An 18,443-nucleotide genomic window follows, 5' to 3' on the forward strand; every position below is an offset into this window, starting at 1 on the left:
TTTCAACATGAGACATGCTGATTTGAAAAGAGATGCAAAAGTATAAAAATCTTTCAATCAAAGACTTTTATCTCTTCCAAGATGTTCAAGATTCTGGTTAAACTTACTTTTTACGCTTTGCTTCAGTTGAAGCGGGTTTCGGTTTGGTCGTTGTTTTTTTCGGTTTCTTTTTGGTTTGCAGCTGGGCAATTTCAAGTTCGTACTTCTTCAGTTTCTCTTCTTTTTCAAGCAGTGCTTTATTCAGAACAGCCAACTTGACCTCCAGTTCACTTTCAGGAACAAACGTATTCAATCTTAGTTTAAAGTCGCCGAATACGTTCATGAAGTTGATGAATGCTTCGTAGGGGCTCTCGTAGGGGTTGAAGTAGTTGTGCACTTCTCCATCGGAGAAAAACTTGGTACTCATGTAATAAAAATGATCGCTAACCTGAAGGTAGTTCCAATCTTTGTTCAGTGCTTCGTCGTCAACTTTGGCCATTCGGTCTTTCAGCTCGTACACTTTGTCGAAAGCCTCCTGTTGCATTTCATTGCCGAGCCAGGCGGTCAAGTCGCGTTCTTCATCGGCCCAGGAAATGGTGTTCGGCACACTTACGGCCGATACCGGCTGAAAGTCGTCGGCGATTTCAGAAGGCGTTGCAAAGCGGAAAGCCGATTGTTTAAAAACCGTGTCCGGTAAATGCTCCATAAACCGGAAGATGCCGGTTTCTTCGGCTTGGTGCTCTCCAAAGGTTTCGTAATCCATAAAAAGATTGATAATCTCGTCTTTGGGATCATGACTAATCCAACGCACGAATTTTTCAGTCGTAAGCGGATACTCGCTCCATCCTTGATTGGAGAACCGGAAGGAGATGTCGTCACTCAGCTTAAAGTTGCGCATCAATACTTTGAGCCGCGGATTGATGGCGTTGCAGTATAAAAAGTTCGGCGATTTCCAGCCTAATACGTGCTTGGCCCCTTCGGTTAAAACTGCCTTAAAGCCCATGTCGGCAACTGCCACACCAATTTCGTCGGAATAAACCATCTCGGTATTTCGAAACACGGTAGGCCGCTGTCCGAAATAGCGCTCCATGGCATCGCTGTGTTTATCGACCTGCTCTTTAAACAGCTCTTTGCTTTTCAAAGCCACCAGCGAATGCGAATAGGTTTCGGCTAAAAATTCAACTTGGCCGGTTTTTGCCAATTCCTGAAACGATTCCAACACTTCAGGAGCATACAGTTCGAACTGTTCCAGGGCTGTTCCGGTAATGGAAAAGGCGATTTTAAATTTCCCCTTGTGCTTCTTGATTAAGTCAAGCATCAGTTTATTGGCTGGCAAATAGCAATGGTCGGCAATCTTTCTCAGAATGGTTTCATTCGCATAATCATCGTAGTAATAATGATCGTTGCCAATGTCGAAGAAACGGTAGCGACGATAACGAAACGGCTGATGCACTTGAAAATATAAACAGATGGCTTTCATATCTTTTGTTTTTTTATTCAATTTTTAAAGCTTCATAATAAACATCGCGAACATTCCGGGCTGAGTTTTTCCATTGCAGCATGTCCACTTCCTTTTTTCCATGTTTCATAAACATATTCCACATGCCGGGATAATTCAGCAAGCCGTAAATGGCATCGGCCATGGCATGCACATCCCAATAGTCGGTTTTTACGGCATATTTCAATATTTCGGCAACGCCCGATTGATTGGAAATAATCACCGGGACATTGGTTTGCATGGCTTCCAACGGAACAATTCCAAAGGGCTCGGAAACCGAGGGCATGACAAATACATCACTCATGCGAAACATGTCGAAAACATCGTCACCTTTCAAAAACCCGGTGAAGTGAAAATTGTCCGAGATCTTCAGTTCGGCAGCGCGCTTCACCATGCGATTCATCATGTCGCCGCTACCTGCCATGACAAAGCGGACGTTTTTCATTCGTTTGAGCACCAGGTTGGCAGCCTCAACAAAATACTCGGGCCCTTTTTGCATGGTGATTCGTCCCAAAAACGTGACGATTTTATCCTCAACACCTTTCTTCAACCGAACTTTCTCTTCGCGGCTAATGGGTTCAACAGCGTTGTACACGGTGGTGATCTTCGCCGGATCGATCCCATATTTCTCAATAACAATCCGTCGGGTCATGTTGCTCACGGTGATGATTTTATCGGCAGCACGCATACCTCGCTGCTCAATATCGAACACCTGCGGATTAACACTACCTCCACTGCGGTCAAAATCGGTGGCGTGTACATGAATCACCAGGGGTTTTCCGCTGGCTTCCTTGGCGGCTATTCCGGCAGGATAGGCCAGCCAGTCGTGGGCATGAATCAGGTCAAATTCCTGATCGCGTGCAATGACTTCGGCTACCAGGGAGTATTTGTAAATCTCATGCAGCAGGTCATTACCATAGGTGCCGCTAAATTCAAGCCGGCCATCTTCATCGGTTTCCACAAAGCGGGTTTTCTCAGAATACTTTTTGCTGCTCAGCTTCCAGAATTCCTCCGGATCCATGTAAGGCACCATGCCGGACTCCACTTCATAGTAATCGATTTTCTTCTGAAGATCACGAAATTGCACCTTTTTTCGGGTGATGGGAATTTCGTTGGCACCTAACAGTTTCATGCTTGATTGATCCTCGTCACCATGAGCCTTGGGAACGACAAAAATGACCTCAACATCTTTGTATTCAGCTAAGCCTTTCGTTAATCCGTAACAAGCTGTTCCTAATCCTCCGGATATATGTGGAGGGAACTCCCAACCAAACATTAATACTTTCATGCGTATTCAGTTTAAAACAATTATTCTAAAAAATTTACTGCCAGTTTGTTTGCTCTGATCAGTGCGGCAACACTCCAGGCTTGCGATATGGCTCCCTTGCCCTGGTGAGGTGGATTTCCGTTGTAATTCTCCGGAATGGTGCCAATGCAATGTTCTGTCATTTCTTCTTCAAAACCTTCAATCAGTTTTTTCACGAAGGGTAATCCGCCGCGTTTGTGAATTTTCAAATATCCTTCAACAAAAAACATCAATAACCACGGCCAAACCGTTCCTTGGTGAAGTGTCTTTTCGCGCTCGGAAATGCTTCCTACGCAAACTCCTTCATAATGAGCATTCCGAGGCGACAAGGTCCTTAACCCCCTGGGGGTAAGCAGTTGTTGCTTGGCGGCACTGAGTACTTGCTTTTGTTTTTCCCGATCGAGCGGGCTGTAATCCAAAGCTGCTGCTATCACCATATTGGGCCTGACCGACCAGTCTTTGACGTCATCTTTCACGCAGTCGGCCAAATAGCCATGTTCTTCGCACCAAAACTGACGCATAAACGAATCGGCAATTTGCTTGGGCAAAGCCTCCCATTCCTTGGTAAACCCCTTATCACCGACGGCCTCGGCCAGCTCGAGCGCAAAACAAATGGCGTTGTACCAAAGGGCATTGACTTCCACCGGCATTCCGGCCCGCTGAACAACTGGCTTGCCATTCACATACGAATCCATCCAGGTAAGTGCCAGGTTGTCATCTTCACCCTCAATGAGGCCGAGCTCATTCATTTTTATATTGAAATCGGTTCCTTTTAGGTAGGCGTTCAGAATCTGCTTCATAACCTCCCCATATTTCTCCCAGATATGTTTCCAATTTTTTGTTTCGTTCGCATATTGCTGCAAGGCCCAAAAAAACCATAGCGGCGTATCGATATTATTATAGGCTGGCTGTCGCTGTCCGTTAACATTCGGGAAAAGGCCGTTTTTCATATTTTTCAGCTGGGTGTCAACGACAGCTTCAAACAGATCGGGTTCATCCTGATCAAGCGTGAGCGCTGGCAGCGCAACAAAAGTTTGGCGTGGTATCGATCCATACCAGGGAAACCCAGCGACAAGATCGTGATCTTCACCCCGCTTGATAAAAAATTGCTGTCCGGCATTGACCAAAAAACTTCTAAAGGTATCACGCGGCGGCCTTTTGTTCAGCTCTCGCGTAAATTTTGCTTTGATGGTATCGGGGTTCGCTTCTTTGACAGATGCTGAAAACACGATACTTTCCCCTTTTTTAATCGGCAACTCAAAATACCCCGGAACAAACAGGTCTTCGCGATAGTCGTAGCCCCGGTTCTTTTCCTTCAGGTACTCAATATTGTTGTACCAACCCGGCACGGCAATAAACTCGGCAGGTTTGGAAAACTGCATGTGTAAAAACGGATAGCCTTCATAAAGCTTCATTTTAATACCGTTTGGCGCTTTCTTGTATTTGGTGTTGGCATACAAGTTCGCCTTACTAAGCTCGTGCACGTTCCGAAAAGCCAAAAATGGTTTGAATTTGAGCGTTGTTGGCGAATTGGCTTCCACCAGCGTATAGCGGGTCAACACCTGCTGCTCATTCTCAACCAATATCCGTTCCTTCGACAGCACAACTCCGCCAACCCGAAAGGTTGTCTTCGGAATCTGGTCCACTTCGAAGTCGCGAATGTATTTATGCCCTTTGGGTTCATAAAAATCGTTTTCATATTTATGAATGCCCAAATTAAACTCGGCGCCATGCTGAACGACGGTCTCGTCAAAAGAGGATAGCAAAACGTGTTTGCCTCCATCCAGCTCATCGAGCTGACAGATTAGCAATCCGTGATACTTTCGGGTGTTGCATCCGGAAATTGTGGTACTGATGTATGAACCTGCCCGGTTTGACCGGAGAACTTCCCGCGAAAGGGAGTATTCCAGATTAACTAAACGACTTTTATCAAATTTTAGGTAGCTCATAATTCCAGACGTTGGCTTAATCAAATTAGTAAATAAATTTTTATAAAACAGGCAATCAGTTTGAGATGGCGGTTCTGTACAAATGTACGCAAAGGAATCCGTTCATTTCACGCTTCCCTGCTGATAACCATTCAATTCCAGTTCAAAATACTTCTTTTCATTTCCTAAATTAAGAAAAGGAAAAGTTTTCAATAAATTATTGATCTCTTTTAGGTTGTATAACAGAAAACTTTCATAGGCTTTGGACTGCTTTCGAACAGGACGGTGCTCCATGCCTTTGACGATTTTCAAAACCTGATCTGTTAGCTTCAGGCTTTCTTCGGCCATCAGTTTTGAACTGAATTTATGCCAGATATGATCAACAGCCTGCTCGCTAATATGCAACATGTCAGGCGCATAAAACCGATAGTCGCGCAGTTCGTCCATCACAATTTCGTAGGATGGGAAGTAGGCGCATTGCTCTTCGCCGAAGCCTGTAATCAGCCGATCAACGGCCAATAACAGCGTCGATTTACTGAGCTGATTTTCAACAGCACCATCTTTCCAATGGCGTATAGGGCTGACTGTGAACAGGATCTTTAACTTTGGGTTAAATCTCCAAAGTGCCAAAATCAGCTCCCGGTAATCTTCCACAATTTCACCGGGCGTCAAGCGAAGTCGTTTAAACTCAGCAGCCGGCAGCTTGTGGCAGTTTGAAACGATTTGTCCGGTTCTTTTCAGCTCAAAAATCCAGGCTGTGCCCAGCGACAGCATCAAAAACTCACTTTCTTTTAAATGTGCTGCCGAAAGGATCAGTTGCTCATTGATTCCATCCAGCACCTGCTGCTGGTTGGTTGACGAAAACCGGCTGTGATGGTCGAAACTGTGCCAAACCCCGTCGTGTTCAAACAAATCAGCTTCAGAATACGCTTTCCCTTCCACGAGCAAACGCAGACTTTTGGAAATCGACTGCGGATTATACAAAATGCCGAAGGGGTTTACGTCAACCTGAAACTTCAGCCGTTGCATTCGCTGCCCAATATTCTCGGCAAAACACGAACCCAGCAGCATCAATTTTGAATGGTAGTCAATCTTCCATCCCAGATCCTTTATATTCACTTCGGTGTAATACTGGTTCATTTATCTTACCCTTTTAAAAGCTTCTCTTTTCAACACAATGGCGGTTCGGGCGGGCAAATACAGATGCAGGTAATGCTGGCTTGTTAAGCCCGCCGATGGCCTTGTGTAGTAAGTCATTCGTTTGTCGATCCGTTCCTGTCCTCCAAAGCGCCCTTCATCAGTATTAAAAAGGATTTTAAACTTGGAAGGTTCAACCGGAATCCCATAATCTGTATAAGATTGTGTGGGATTAAAATTAAACACCATCAGGAATTCGCCGCGCTGGTAACTCAGTACCTTATCGCCGTTGTTGTCGTATCGCCAGACCACCTCCGGGGTTTCAAGCAAGCCAACCTGGCGAATCCACTGCATCATTTGCTGATCAAAATCAGAGAGTAAATGGTAACGCAGCTCTTTGTTTTCGGCCAAACTCCATATTCGTTTGGCATGTTTATACGACCAGTTATTTCCTTCCCTTGGAAAGTCAATCCATTCGGGATGGCCAAATTCATTGCCCATAAAGTTGAGATAGGCTCCGCCAGCGCAGGTGACGGTAGCCAGGCGGATCATCTTATGCAAAGCCATTCCGCGGTCAACCAACAAGTTGGGCTGGTCTTTCCGCATGCTAAAATACATTTCCTTGTCCATGAGCCTGAAGATGATGGTCTTGTCGCCCACCAGCGCCTGGTCATGCGATTCGGCATAGCTCACCACTTTTTCATCCAAACGCTTCGACGTCAGCTCATGAAAAATCTGGCCCATGTCCCAATTGTCATCCGGGATTTCCTTGATCAGCTTAATCCAGAAATCGGGCACGCCCATGGCCATTCGGTAATCAAAGCCATACCCTCCTCCTTCAATTGGGGTGGCCAGCCCCGGCATGCCACTCACCTCTTCGGCAATGGACAGGGCGTTGGGATCTACCTCGTGAATAAGCTTGCTGGCCAGGTAAAAATAGCTGACGGCTTCCTGATCTACTCCTCCATCGTAATAATCGTCGTATTTCGTAAAGGCTTTCCCCAATCCGTGGTCGAAATAAAGCATGCTGGTCACGCCGTCGAACCGAAAACCATCAAACTTAAAATCTTCGAGCCAGTACCGAATATTGGACAGTAAAAAGTGCAGGACTTCATTTTTGCCATAATTGAAACAGTAGGAATCCCAGGCCGGATGTTCGCCTTTTGCACCCGAATGAAAAAACTGGTAGCGGGTGCCATCGTAATTTCCCAATCCCTCCACTTCATTTTTCACCGCATGCGAATGTACCAGGTCAATAATCACCGCCAGTCCCATTCCGTGGGCTTCATCGATTAACTGCTTGAGTTCTTCGGGCGTTCCGAAACGCGATGAAGGCGCAAAAAAACTGGACACGTGATAGCCAAAACTTCCGTAGTAGGGATGCTCCGGAATAGCCATCAGCTGCACAGTGTTGTAGCCGGCTGCCTTGATACGCGGTAAAATTTGCTCGCGAAATTCATTGTAAGTATGCACCCGCTCTTCTTCGCCCGCCATGCCAACATGGCTTTCGTAAATCAGCGGCGCTTCTTCGGCCCGCATGTAATTGGGATGTTTCCACTCAAAATCTTTTTCCTGAATCCACACCTGGGCATTGAAAAGTTTGGTTTCTTCATCCTGAACCACGCGCTTACACCAGGCAGGTATTCGCTTGCCGTTACCACCATTCCAGTGCATCGAAAAGGCATACAGTTGTCCATGCACCAATTTGTCTTCGGGCAGGGAAAGCTCCCAGTGCCCATCGCCAATGGCCTGTAAGCGATAATCATCCCGCTCCTGCCAGTCGTTGAAATCGCCGATCATGAAGATTTGGGTCGCGTTTGGCGCCCAGTCGCGGATGACCCAGCCTGTGCTGGTTTTGTGCAAGCCAAACCAATGATGTCCGCTTGCAAAATCTTTTAACGAGCCATTTTGTGTCAGCTCCTGTTCTTTGGCTTTGGCTTGATTTATACGATCGATAATCACTGCAGCATGTGGTTCAAGGTATCGATCGTTTTGTACGAGTTGAGGTATTTCCATAGGTGAATGCTTTCCCTAAAGATAGGAAAATGCCTGATAGAATGCCACGGATCGGAGTTTAAATCAACAATAATTTGTTACCTGTTTTTGTTGAAAAGAATTAATCAAAACATATTATTGAACACGCCTTAAAATTTCGCAAAAAGCTTTATTCGGCTTATCTTTTCGTTCAAAACCTGAAACTGAATCGAGATGAAAAAACTATTCAAAGTCATCCTCTATTTTCTCCTCATTGCCGTGGGAATTGTTCTGGTTGCCACCCTCGCTTTTAATACCTACTACTCCATATTAAACAAAAAGGCCGAAAAGGAACTTCAAGATGTTCAGCTGTTAACCATCGATGGACTCCGGTTTCGGGACTTGAATAAGAATGAACGGCTGGATCCATACGAAGACGCGCGTCAGCCAGTTGATGTTCGGGTGGAAGACATCCTCTCACAAATGACACTGGAAGAAAAAATCGGGCTCATGTGGCATCCACCCATTGGTGTTGGCGACAAGGGAGAACTTCAAACCAAGCCCGGCATTTATAGTGCAGTATCTACCTACGATGCCGTCATTCACAAAAAGCTCAATCATTTCAACTTGTTCGCCGTACCGGAAGCAAAACACCTCGCAAACTGGTCAAACCGGTTACAGCAGCTGGCTGAGAAAACGCGCCTGGGAATCCCGGTCAGTATCAGTACTGACCCCCGGCATGGGCTTTCCAACTTCATTGGCATGGATCTGCTGGGCGGTGAGTGGTCGCGCTGGCCGGAGCCTGTTGGGCTGGCAGCCATTGGCGACTCATCGCTGGTGGTTGAGTTTGGAGAAATCGCGCGGCAGGAGTATCGTGCCGTGGGCATCCACACCGCGCTTCACCCGATGGCTGATTTGGCCACTGACCCCCGCTGGGCCCGAATTAACGGCACGTTTGGCGAGGATGCCAGGCTCTCGGCAAAACTGACCGCCGCCTATATTTACGGATTTCAGGGCGACTCGCTGGACAGCAACAGCGTGGCCTGCATGACCAAACACTGGCCTGGCGGCGGCCCGCAAGAGGCCGGCGAAGATGCTCACTTTCATTACGGGAAAAATCAGGTTTACCCGGGTAATAACTTCAAATACCATCTGATTCCTTTTGAAGCGGCACTTGCAGCCAACACCGCGATGATGATGCCCTATTATGGCATTGCCGTTGACCAAACCACCGAAAACGTGGGGATGAGCTTCAACAAGGAAATTATTACCAAACTGCTGCGCGAGGAATACGGCTATGATGGCGTGGTTTGCACCGACTGGGGTATTATTGAAGGATTCTCATTTCTGGGTTACGAACTGGTGGAGGCCAAAAACTGGGGCGTTGAAAATTTATCGGTTGACGATCGGATTGCTAAAGTAATTGACGCCGGAGTTGACCAGTTTGGAGGAAACATGCACACCCGCCAGCTGCTTCGGTTGGTAAGAAAAGGCGAGGTGTCGGAAGATCGGATTGACGAGTCGGCGCGCCGCTTGCTACGGGTTAAATTTGAACTTGGCTTGTTCGACAATCCGTTTGTTGATCCGGAACAGGCTGTTGAAATTGTGAATCAAAAAACATCCAAAGAAAAGGGACAAATGGCCCAGCGAAAGTCGATCGTGTTGTTAAAAAACGGAGCCGATGGCCACCGTCAGAACGTCCTTCCATTAAAAAAAGAAATAAAAATATACACGGAGAACATCAATCCTGAAGTGGCATCAAACTATGCGACGGTCGTCGCGAAACTTGAGGAGGCCGACTTCGCGATACTGCGGCTCACAACGCCATTTGAAAATCGTACCGATGACTTCATTGAGCGGATGTTCCACCAAGGCGATTTGAATTTTCCTGAGCCGGAACTTTCACGACTGCTCAACATCATGCATAAAAAACCTACCATCGTTTGCATCTACCTGGATCGTGCGGCAGTCATTCCCGAAATCGCCCAACAAAGTAAAGGCCTGCTGGCCGACTTTGGCGCTGAAGATGAGGCCGTACTGGATGTTATTTTTGGAGATTTTAAGCCGCAAGCCAAACTTCCCTTCGAACTGCCTTCGTCAATGGAGGCTGTGGAAACCCAAAAGGAAGATGTGCCCTACGATTCGAAAAATCCTTTGTATCCGTTTGGCTTTGGGCTGACTTATGACGAGTAAGTGAACCAACTCGCCTTCGGATTTCTCTCCAGTGTCTCTAAGCTTAAACCAATCGTTTCGCATAAATTAAAACCAACTGTTCATTTTCCAAAATCAGAATAGCCTAAACTAAAACAAGCTTCTCAGACTACAAAACTATGACCTCTTCTGATAAAACTTGTGCGTCGTTAATTCACACTTGCACCCTCTCCAATAAAACTTGAACTTCATTTTACAAAAGTCTTACCTTTTCTGACAAAAGTACTACCTCTTTTTTTAAAAGTTGAACTTCATTACTTAAAAGTGGTACTTCATCTGGCAAAAGTATTACTTCATCTGGCAAAAGCCGTAGATCATCTAGCCAAAGTAATACATCTCTTAGCAAAAGTAATACATCATTTTACAACAATAGAACCGCATTTGTTAAAACTGAAACTGATTATTTCAAAACTAAAAGCATTTTTTTCAAAATCTTTTGCACCAACGGATATCAATTCCCATCGGTGAACAGGGGGCCTATCCATCAAACGGGGTGACCTGCTGCCAAGTCACCCCGTTTCTGTTTTTTAAGCAAACCTGCTTTTACAGGTTCTGCTATGTTCAGGCCAGATCGAAGCGATCCAGGTTCATCACTTTGTTCCAGACCGCTACAAAGTCGCGGACAAACTTCTCTTGCGAATCAACCGATCCATAAACTTCGGCCAGCGCACGAAGCTCTGAATTTGATCCGAAAATGAGGTCGGCCCGGGTACCCGTCCACTTTTTCTCGCCCGTTGAACGATCGCTTCCCTCAAACAGAACTTCTTCCTCCGAAGTAGCTTTCCAGGTCGTTCTTAAATCGAGCAGATTCATGAAAAAATCATTGGTCAGTGCTTCCGGACGTTTGGTAAACACCCCATGTTGCGACTGGTCATAGTTGGTATTCAGCACACGCATTCCTCCCAGTAGCACCGTCATTTCCGGTGGTGTCAGGGTCAGCAACTGTGCGCGGTCAACCAACAACTCCTCCGCCGAAGCGCTTATATTTTCCCGTTTCTTCAGATAATTACGGAAACCGTCAGCATTGGGCTCCAGGGGAGCAAACGCTTCAACATCGGTTTTTTCTTGCGAAGCATCCGTTCGTCCGGGAGTGAAAGGCACGGTGAGCTCCTGACCAGCATTTCTGGCTGCCTGCTCAACACCTGCACATCCGCCAAGCACAATCAAATCGGCCAGCGAAACCCGCTTATTGCCCGACTGAGCATCGTTGAACGCTTTTTGAACGCCCTCCAGTTTCTCCAGCACCTGGGCCAGCTGAGCCGGATTGTTGACTTCCCAATCCTTTTGAGGAGCCAGACGAATCCGCGCACCATTGGCACCACCGCGCTTGTCGGAACCACGGAAAGTGGAGGCCGAAGCCCAGGCAGTCGTTACCAATTGGGATACAGACAAGCCCGATTCGAGGAGCTGCTTTTTCAGTGAAGCGACATCCCGATCATCAATCAAGTCGAAATCGACAGCCGGCACCGGATCTTGCCAGATCAGCTCTTCCTGGGGAACTTCCGGTCCCAAATACCGCGCGACAGGCCCCATATCACGATGGGTTAATTTAAACCAGGCCCGGGCAAACGCATCGGCAAATTCATCCGGATTTTCATAAAAGTTTCTTGATATTTTTTCATACGCCGGGTCCATCCTTAAGGCCACATCCGTGGTCAGCATAAATGGCGCGTGACGTTTCTCCGGATTGTGAGCATCAGGAATACTATTGGCACCGGCTTGTCCCCTGGGTTTCCATTGGTGCGCACCGGCCGGGCTTTTGGTCAATTCCCATTCGTAATCAAAAAGATTTTCAAAGAAATTGTTGCTCCACTTGGTCGGTGTTTTTGTCCAGGCACCTTCCAGACCACTGGTGATGGTGTGTTCGCCGTGTCCCGTGCCGTAGGTATTTTTCCAGCCAAGGCCTTGTTCTTCCATGCTTGCACCGGCAGGCTCAGGCCCCACATATTTGACCGGATCGGCAGCACCGTGTGTTTTACCAAAGGTATGTCCTCCGGCAATCAGGGCAACGGTTTCATAATCATTCATGGCCATGCGTCCAAAAGTTTCACGAATGTCCTTCGCTGCAGCCAGCGGATCAGGATTCCCGTTTGGGCCTTCGGGATTCACATAAATCAATCCCATATGGGTGGCTCCCAGCGGGTTTTCAAGTTCATCGCCGGCTAAACGTTCCTTATTGCCCAGCCATTCGCCTTCCGATCCCCAATAAATATCTTCTTCGGGTTCCCAAATATCTTCGCGTCCACCTGCAAAACCGAATGTCTTGAATCCCATAGATTCCAGCGCACAGTTCCCGGCCAAAATCATAAGATCGGCCCAGGAAATCTGTTTGCCATATTTTTGTTTTACCGGCCAAAGCAGTAAGCGGGCCTTGTCCAGGTTGGCATTGTCGGGCCAACTGTTGAGCGGTGCAAAACGTTGCGAGCCCGATCCCCCGCCCCCACGGCCATCAGCAATACGGTAAGTTCCGGCACTGTGCCATGCCATTCGAATAAAAAATGGTCCGTAATGCCCATAGTCAGCGGGCCACCAATCCTGCGAGTCAGTCATCAGATCGAAAAGGTCTTTTTTTACGGCTTTCAGATCGAGTTTTTTAAACTCCTCGGCATAATTGAAATCTTCGCCCATCGGATTCGACAGCGATGAATGCTGACGAAGGATACCTAAATTCAACTGGTTTGGCCACCAATCACGGTTCGAACGGCCAGTTCCTGCCGTTTGTTTTACAGCGCCTCCGGTAAAAGGGCATTTGCCGGACTCGTTCACGTCCCAAACTTTGCCGTCTCCCGGTGTACTTGAATGTGTGTCGTTTTTCATTTTTGATTAATTTTTCTTGTTATGACCTACAATTTACGAAAAGCCTATCGATATTTTTTATCTATTGTTTCTATCCAGACATAGATGAAAACTATAACTTCGATTTTTATTTTGCTATGATCAATTTCGATTCACTTTGTGGCCGCTATTCTGCCCACAAAACGGGCTCAGCAAGCCAACAAATTACCAATGCCTCATCATTGAAAAAACATGGTCCTCAGTGAATTGTTTACCGATTTGACCTGCCCGACAACAGGTCAACAAACAAAAAAAAAAAGAAATGAAGCTGCCATGAATCGAGGGATCCCATTGGGAAGGCCAGCAGAAGCAGAAAGCTTGATTTGAAACCACCGGGAAGGCTGGTTGGTAAACGGTTTTTTCATGAAAAAGAAAGCCGCTCCGGAATATCTTCCGAAACGGCTCTCAGCATGTCAACCTTTAAACTTTATTGTACTATAAATGGATTACTTCATCGTAAGCAGCAGCAGCAGCTTCCATGATCGCCTCGCTCATGGTGGGGTGCGGGTGAATGGATTTAATCAACTCGTGCCCGGTAATTTCCAGTTTTTTGGCGACCACCAGCTCGGCAATCATTTCGGTCACGTTTCCGCCAATCATGTGGGCACCCAGCAATTCGCCGTACTTGGCATCGAAAATCAGCTTCACAAAGCCATCTTTTTGCCCGGCTGCACTTGCTTTCCCACTGGCTGAGTAAGGGAACTTACCGACTTTAATTTCGTAGCCGGCTTCTTTGGCCTTTTTCTCCGTCATGCCAACTGACGACACTTCGGGGCTGGTGTAGGTACATCCCGGGATGTTCCCGTAATCCACCGGATCCGGGTTCTTTCCGGCAATTTTTTCCACGCAGGTAATTCCTTCAGCTGAGGCCACGTGCGCCAAGGCAGGTCCGTGAACAATATCGCCAATCGCGTAAACGCCTTCTACATTGGTGCGGTAGAAATCATCCACTTTGATCTTACCATTTTCCAGTTCAATGCCCAGGTCTTCCAAGCCAATATTCTCAATGTTCGGAGCAATTCCAACTGCCGAAAGAACAATTTCGGCTTCCAAGGTTTCTTCGCCTTTTTTGGTTTTCACAACCACCTTGCAAAGCTTTCCTTTCGTGTCAACCGATTCGACCGAAGCATTGGTCATTATTTTCATTTTATCTTTTTTGAAAGAGCGCTCCAGGGTTTTGGCTACTTCCTCATCTTCGTTGGGAACCAAAGTTGGCATGTATTCCACCAAAGTCACTTCGGTGCCAATGGCGTGGTAGAAGTTGGCAAACTCGCTGCCAATGGCGCCCGATCCAACAACCACCATCGATTTGGGCTGCTTGTCCAGGGTCATGGCTTCGCGGTAGCCAATAATTTTCTTACCGTCCTGCTCCAGGTTTGGCAATTGACGTGAACGCGCACCGGTAGCCAGAATGATGTGTTTGGCTGAAACTGTAGTTTTCTTTCCTTTTTCATCTTCTACCTCAACGGTGCCTTTATCTTTTAAGCGACCATAACCATTGATCACTTCAATCTTGTTCTTTTTAAAAAGGAACTGCACACCTTTGCTCATGCCGCCAGCCACGTCGCGACTGCGCTTAACCATGGCCCCAAAGTCGGCCTTCACTTCGCCCGAGATGCTCACGCCATAATCGGCTGCATGCTTGGCATATTCAAAAGCCTGCATGCTTTTCAGCAAGGACTTGGTTGGGATACATCCCCAGTTGAGACACACGCCTCCAATATTTTCTTTTTCAACAACGCCTACTTTAAAACCCAACTGAGAAGCCCGGATTGCGGCAACATAACCGCCAGGCCCGCTTCCTATAACTAATACATCGTAACTCATAATGATTGATTAACTGAATTTGATTGATCGCTTTAAAAAACAGTTTAAGTTGCAAAAAGTTTTCCAAAGGACCGAATACCAGCCGCCAGATTGACAAGCGAAGGCCAATGAAAAAGCCGGTTCCTTTTGGGACCGGCTTTTCTTATGATTGTCATGTCTTTCTAATTCAAGAGCTCAGCTAACTTCTCGTGCAACTCCTGCCCGCGCAGGTTTTTGGCAACAATCACGCCCTGGGGATCGAGCAAGACAGAATGCGGAATGGAGTTTACCCCATACATTTGGGCCACTTCGTTTTGCCAGTATTTCAAATCCGAAACCTGGGTCCAGGCCAGGTTGTCGTCTTCAATAGCTTTTAACCAGGCCGCTTTGTCGCGGTCGAGCGAAATTCCGAGAATATCGAAACCTTTATCTTTAAACGCATTGTAAGCACTTACGATATTGGGGTTTTCCTGGCGGCAGGGGCCACACCAAGCTGCCCAAAAATCGAGCAACACATATTTCCCGCGGAAGGAAGCCAGGCTAACCGGATTTCCTTCGGGATCGTTCATCGTAAATTCAGGAGCTTGGGTACCAATAGCCGTACGGCCTTTTTGCTCAACAAATTCTTTTAGCTGCTTCGTGTAGACCGACGAATCCAATTCTGCCGGGAACAAGTCAACCAACTCTTTCAATTCGTTGTATTCCAATTGCTGAGCCAGCTGGGTGAGCGTAATAAACGGAGCAACAATGGAGCTGCTGTGTTCCTTGACGAAGTTTTTGGCGTAAACCCGCATATTATCATTGGTGGCTTCGGCATCGATGCGAATTCGGTCCATTTCATCCTGATTACCGGAAGCTGCTGCCGCTGAATACTGTTGCTGGTATTCGTTGACCTTCTCATTCATCAACTGCACTTCATCCAGATACTCATTAAACGTGTCGGTCAATGGCGAACCGGTTACGGTCGTATTCCGCAAGCTATCTTTGTTGGCCGCCACTTCGATGTTTGCATTTTCGAGGAAAAACTGAGCAAAATACTGCCGGTCGCCCAAGCGCAGGTAATGCAGCTCAGGAACGTCGATGCTTCCTTCAAATTTAAATTTTCCTTGCACCAGTTCGGTCGTGTCCGTGGTTACAGCCTGCCCTTCTTCTGCCTTTACCAGATAAACAATGGCCGAATCGAGCCCGGCAACCGTGCCGCTAATCTGATATTTTGCTGAATTGCTCTGGCAGCCAGCAATAAAAAGCAATGCAAGAATGAATAGTCCTAAATTTCTCATTTGTTCGATTTTTTAAATTGATAATAGTTTTCCAATAATTCGCGAGCAGCGACAAACGAACTCATCTCCTGCCCGAGCACCTTCTGTTCAAAGGCTGCCGTCATTTCCTTTAACTCGTTATTCTGGTAAAAATCAGACTTTAAGCGGTCGTTGATGGTTTCATACATCCAATACCTGGATTGCTCATTTCGCCGGTGCTGAAAATAACCATTTTTTTTCACTAATTCGACATAGGCTTCAATGGTCTCCCAAATTTTATCGATGCCCAGGTGATGAAAGGCAGAGCAAGTCAACACCTTCGGCGTCCAGCCCGAATCGGTTGGCGGAAACAGGTGTAAGGCATTGAGGTACTGCACGCGGGCCATCTCTGCTTTTTCAATGTTGTTGCCATCGGCTTTGTTGATGGTAATGGCATCGGCCATTTCCATAATTCCCCGTTTGATCCCCTGCAACTCATCGCCGGCACCAGCTAGCATCAGCAGCAAAAAGAAATCGACCATGGAGTGAACCATGGTTTCGCTTTGTCCCACGCCGACGGTTTCAATAAAAATGGTGTCGAATCCGGCAGCCTCGCAAAGCACGATCGTTTCGCGGGTTTTCCGGGCCACACCACCCAGCGAACCTGCTGAGGGCGAAGGACGGATGTAGGCATTCGGATCAGACGATAGTTCTTCCATCCGGGTTTTGTCACCCAAAATACTTCCTTTGGAACGCTCGCTGCTGGGATCGATTGCCAGCACGGCCAGTTTACCGCCACGCCGGGTTATAAACTTGCCCATCGACTCAATAAAGGTGCTTTTCCCAACGCCCGGCACACCCGTAATGCCAATGCGCAGCGACTTACCACTGTAGGGCAGGCATCGGGTTATAATTTCGCTGGCAATTTCCTGGTGTTCTCTTTTCGAACTTTCAACCAAGGTTACCGCCTGGCTCAGCATGGTAATATTCCCGGCCAGGATCCCTTCGACATAAGTATCGGCGGTCATCACTTTCTTGCGCTTGTGCTTCAAAAAGCGCTTGATCGAATCTTCATTAAACGTCTGCGGTTGATCCACTCCTTTGTTCACGTTCAGTCCTTTATATTGGTCATCATTTTCGATATGATGGAAATCGCGATCTGCTGCCATTGAAAAAAATTTTTTACGAAGGTAAAACATCGGTGACTAGAAAAAAATAAGCCGCTCCAAAAAATGAAGCGGCTTTCAATTCTTATCGTTTTGTTGTTATCCGGCGGTTTTAATATTGGTTGAAACCCTTAAAATGGTCGTTGGGTTTTTGGGGTCGTTGGTGATGACTGTGATCGACTTGTTTTGGCGTCCGCGCTTACCTTTTGAGTCAAATTTAACTTTTAGCGGCACCACTTCGTTTTGCGAAATAATTTTTTTCTCAGGCGTTACTGCTGTACAACCGCACGAAGTTTTTACATTGCGAATAATCAAATCGCGCTTGCCTTCATTTTTAATGGTGAAGGTGTATTCCACGGCATCGCCCTGGTTAATGTCTCCAAAATCGTGCGCTTTTTCGTTGAAAGATACCACCGGTGCACTGGCCAGTTCTTCGGGCGACAGCGCCGAAAAATCTTCTTCAATGGTAGCCGACACCCCTATGGAATTGCGGTAGTTCGACTCGCCATTGATATTCAGATAAATCCGGTGCATCATGAAACCATAGGTGTTGAGTTGCTTGGCATCGTAGGTTACCACAACCTTTCCCTTGCCTTTGGCCGGAATGGTTTCCGGAACCGCTTTCACCGCTAAATGCGACGGAGGCGTTTTAAATTCAATTTTTACCGGCTGATCGGTGTCATTCACCAGTTCCAGCTCCTCGGTTTTCACTTCGTTTTCATTAATCTTGACAAACGACAGCTGGTTGGTTTTTGCACGCAGCGGCCCAATTTCGCGCGGATATTGTTCGGCCAGCGTTCTTTCGCGTTGCTCAACGGCTCCTTTTATTCTTAAAACGGTGGTCGCATTCTCGGCGTTCGACGAAACGGTAACCGTTTTATTAAATGGGCCCGGCCGGTTTCGTGGGTCGTAACTCACTTTAATAAAACCTTCACGCCCCGGAGCAATTGGCTCCTTGGTCCACTGCGGCGTTGTACAACCACACGAGGCCCGAACGTTGTTCAAGATCAGTGGCGATGCACCATTATTTACAAACTTAAAGCTGTAGGTTTGTGCCCCGGCTTCTTCTTTAAAAGTGCCAAAGTCATGTTCCAGCGTTTCAAAATCAATTTTAGCTTTTACTGTTTGTCCCACGCCAGCCGTAGCAAAAGCAAAGGACACCAAGACTAAAAGAAAGAGCATATTTTTCATAGACAATAATTTAAATTGAGGCATTGAATTCACGATCAAAGATAACAATCCCTGGCAAATTAACCAGACAGCAACAAATCTATAAAAGCTTCACCCTCATCGCTGTTAATGCATCACTAACTTTTGTTAATGAAGTGTTAACAGGCCATGCTATTTGAAAAGATTCCGTAGTTT

Annotated in this window: 11 protein-coding genes; 1 reads left to right on the forward strand and 10 read right to left on the reverse strand. The window is 46.8% G+C overall.

Features of this window, described 5'->3' with window-relative positions:
- Positions 1-103: 103 nt before the first annotated feature.
- The 5 genes from NC99_RS12560 to NC99_RS12580 all read right to left on the reverse strand — a co-directional run bounded on the left by NC99_RS12560 (position 104) and on the right by NC99_RS12580 (position 7,864).
- Positions 104-1,459 (reverse strand): glycoside hydrolase family 57 protein, encoded by a 1,356-nt coding sequence (locus NC99_RS12560; RefSeq protein ID WP_053184254.1) that lies wholly within the window; start codon positions 1,457-1,459, stop codon positions 104-106.
- Between the two features lie 13 nt (positions 1,460-1,472).
- The gene (locus tag NC99_RS12565) at positions 1,473-2,765 is read right to left on the reverse strand and encodes a glycosyltransferase family 4 protein (RefSeq protein ID WP_053184190.1); all 1,293 of its coding nucleotides are present in this window, start codon (positions 2,763-2,765) and stop codon (positions 1,473-1,475) included.
- Positions 2,766-2,785: 20 nt separating this feature from the next.
- Positions 2,786-4,732 carry an amylo-alpha-1,6-glucosidase gene (locus NC99_RS12570; RefSeq protein WP_053184192.1) on the reverse strand — a complete coding sequence of 649 codons (1,947 nt, stop codon included), beginning with the start codon at positions 4,730-4,732 and terminating at the stop codon, positions 2,786-2,788.
- A 102-nt stretch (positions 4,733-4,834) separates the two neighbouring features.
- A complete protein-coding gene (locus NC99_RS12575) occupies positions 4,835-5,851 on the reverse strand; it encodes a GSCFA domain-containing protein (RefSeq protein ID WP_082326467.1) in 1,017 nt (338 codons plus the stop codon).
- Complete coding sequence (locus tag NC99_RS12580; RefSeq protein ID WP_053184194.1) at positions 5,852-7,864, reverse strand: alpha amylase C-terminal domain-containing protein; 2,013 nt, start codon at positions 7,862-7,864, stop codon at positions 5,852-5,854.
- Between the two features lie 192 nt (positions 7,865-8,056).
- On the opposite strand from NC99_RS12580, the gene NC99_RS12585 reads away from it, so the two are divergent.
- Positions 8,057-10,015, forward strand: coding sequence for a glycoside hydrolase family 3 protein (locus NC99_RS12585; RefSeq protein WP_082326468.1), 1,959 nt, complete (start codon positions 8,057-8,059; stop codon positions 10,013-10,015).
- Between the two features lie 579 nt (positions 10,016-10,594).
- On the opposite strand, the gene katG is transcribed toward NC99_RS12585, so the two are convergent.
- From katG to NC99_RS12610, 5 genes are all read right to left on the reverse strand, one after another.
- A complete protein-coding gene (gene katG / locus NC99_RS12590; RefSeq protein WP_053184195.1) occupies positions 10,595-12,850 on the reverse strand; it encodes a catalase/peroxidase HPI in 2,256 nt (751 codons plus the stop codon).
- Between the two features lie 453 nt (positions 12,851-13,303).
- Positions 13,304-14,695: a dihydrolipoyl dehydrogenase gene (gene lpdA / locus NC99_RS12595; protein WP_053184197.1), complete on the reverse strand. Its 1,392-nt coding sequence runs from the start codon at positions 14,693-14,695 to the stop codon at positions 13,304-13,306.
- 161 nt (positions 14,696-14,856) lie between these two features.
- Positions 14,857-15,954 carry a TlpA disulfide reductase family protein gene (locus NC99_RS12600; protein WP_053184204.1) on the reverse strand — a complete coding sequence of 366 codons (1,098 nt, stop codon included), beginning with the start codon at positions 15,952-15,954 and terminating at the stop codon, positions 14,857-14,859.
- Positions 15,951-17,081, reverse strand: coding sequence for a methylmalonyl Co-A mutase-associated GTPase MeaB (gene meaB, locus NC99_RS12605; RefSeq protein ID WP_053184260.1), 1,131 nt, complete (start codon positions 17,079-17,081; stop codon positions 15,951-15,953). Before meaB ends, NC99_RS12600 begins: the two co-directional genes overlap by 4 nt.
- Before the next feature lie 96 nt (positions 17,082-17,177).
- The gene (locus tag NC99_RS12610; RefSeq protein WP_204374987.1) at positions 17,178-18,269 is read right to left on the reverse strand and encodes a DUF1573 domain-containing protein; all 1,092 of its coding nucleotides are present in this window, start codon (positions 18,267-18,269) and stop codon (positions 17,178-17,180) included.
- Positions 18,270-18,443: the final 174 nt, after the last annotated feature.

It is taken from the genome of Sunxiuqinia dokdonensis, assembly GCF_001270965.1.
In the GTDB taxonomy this organism is placed as follows: domain Bacteria; phylum Bacteroidota; class Bacteroidia; order Bacteroidales; family Prolixibacteraceae; genus Sunxiuqinia; species Sunxiuqinia dokdonensis.

Bases quoted from the DNA above. Each gene is read 5' to 3' on its own strand.
- lpdA (WP_053184197.1), bottom strand. From the start codon at position 14,695: ATGAGTTACGATGTATTAGTTATAGGAAGCGGGCCTGGCGGTTATGTT.
- NC99_RS12575 (WP_082326467.1), bottom strand. From the start codon at position 5,851: ATGAACCAGTATTACACCGAAGTGAATATAAAGGATCTGGGATGGAAG.
- NC99_RS12560 (WP_053184254.1), bottom strand. From the start codon at position 1,459: ATGAAAGCCATCTGTTTATATTTTCAAGTGCATCAGCCGTTTCGTTAT.
- katG (WP_053184195.1), bottom strand. From the start codon at position 12,850: ATGAAAAACGACACACATTCAAGTACACCGGGAGACGGCAAAGTTTGG.
- NC99_RS12580 (WP_053184194.1), bottom strand. From the start codon at position 7,864: ATGGAAATACCTCAACTCGTACAAAACGATCGATACCTTGAACCACAT.
- NC99_RS12565 (WP_053184190.1), bottom strand. From the start codon at position 2,765: ATGAAAGTATTAATGTTTGGTTGGGAGTTCCCTCCACATATATCCGGA.
- NC99_RS12570 (WP_053184192.1), bottom strand. From the start codon at position 4,732: ATGAGCTACCTAAAATTTGATAAAAGTCGTTTAGTTAATCTGGAATAC.
- NC99_RS12585 (WP_082326468.1), top strand. From the start codon at position 8,057: ATGAAAAAACTATTCAAAGTCATCCTCTATTTTCTCCTCATTGCCGTG.
- NC99_RS12610 (WP_204374987.1), bottom strand. From the start codon at position 18,269: ATGAAAAATATGCTCTTTCTTTTAGTCTTGGTGTCCTTTGCTTTTGCT.
- meaB (WP_053184260.1), bottom strand. From the start codon at position 17,081: ATGGCAGCAGATCGCGATTTCCATCATATCGAAAATGATGACCAATAT.
- NC99_RS12600 (WP_053184204.1), bottom strand. From the start codon at position 15,954: ATGAGAAATTTAGGACTATTCATTCTTGCATTGCTTTTTATTGCTGGC.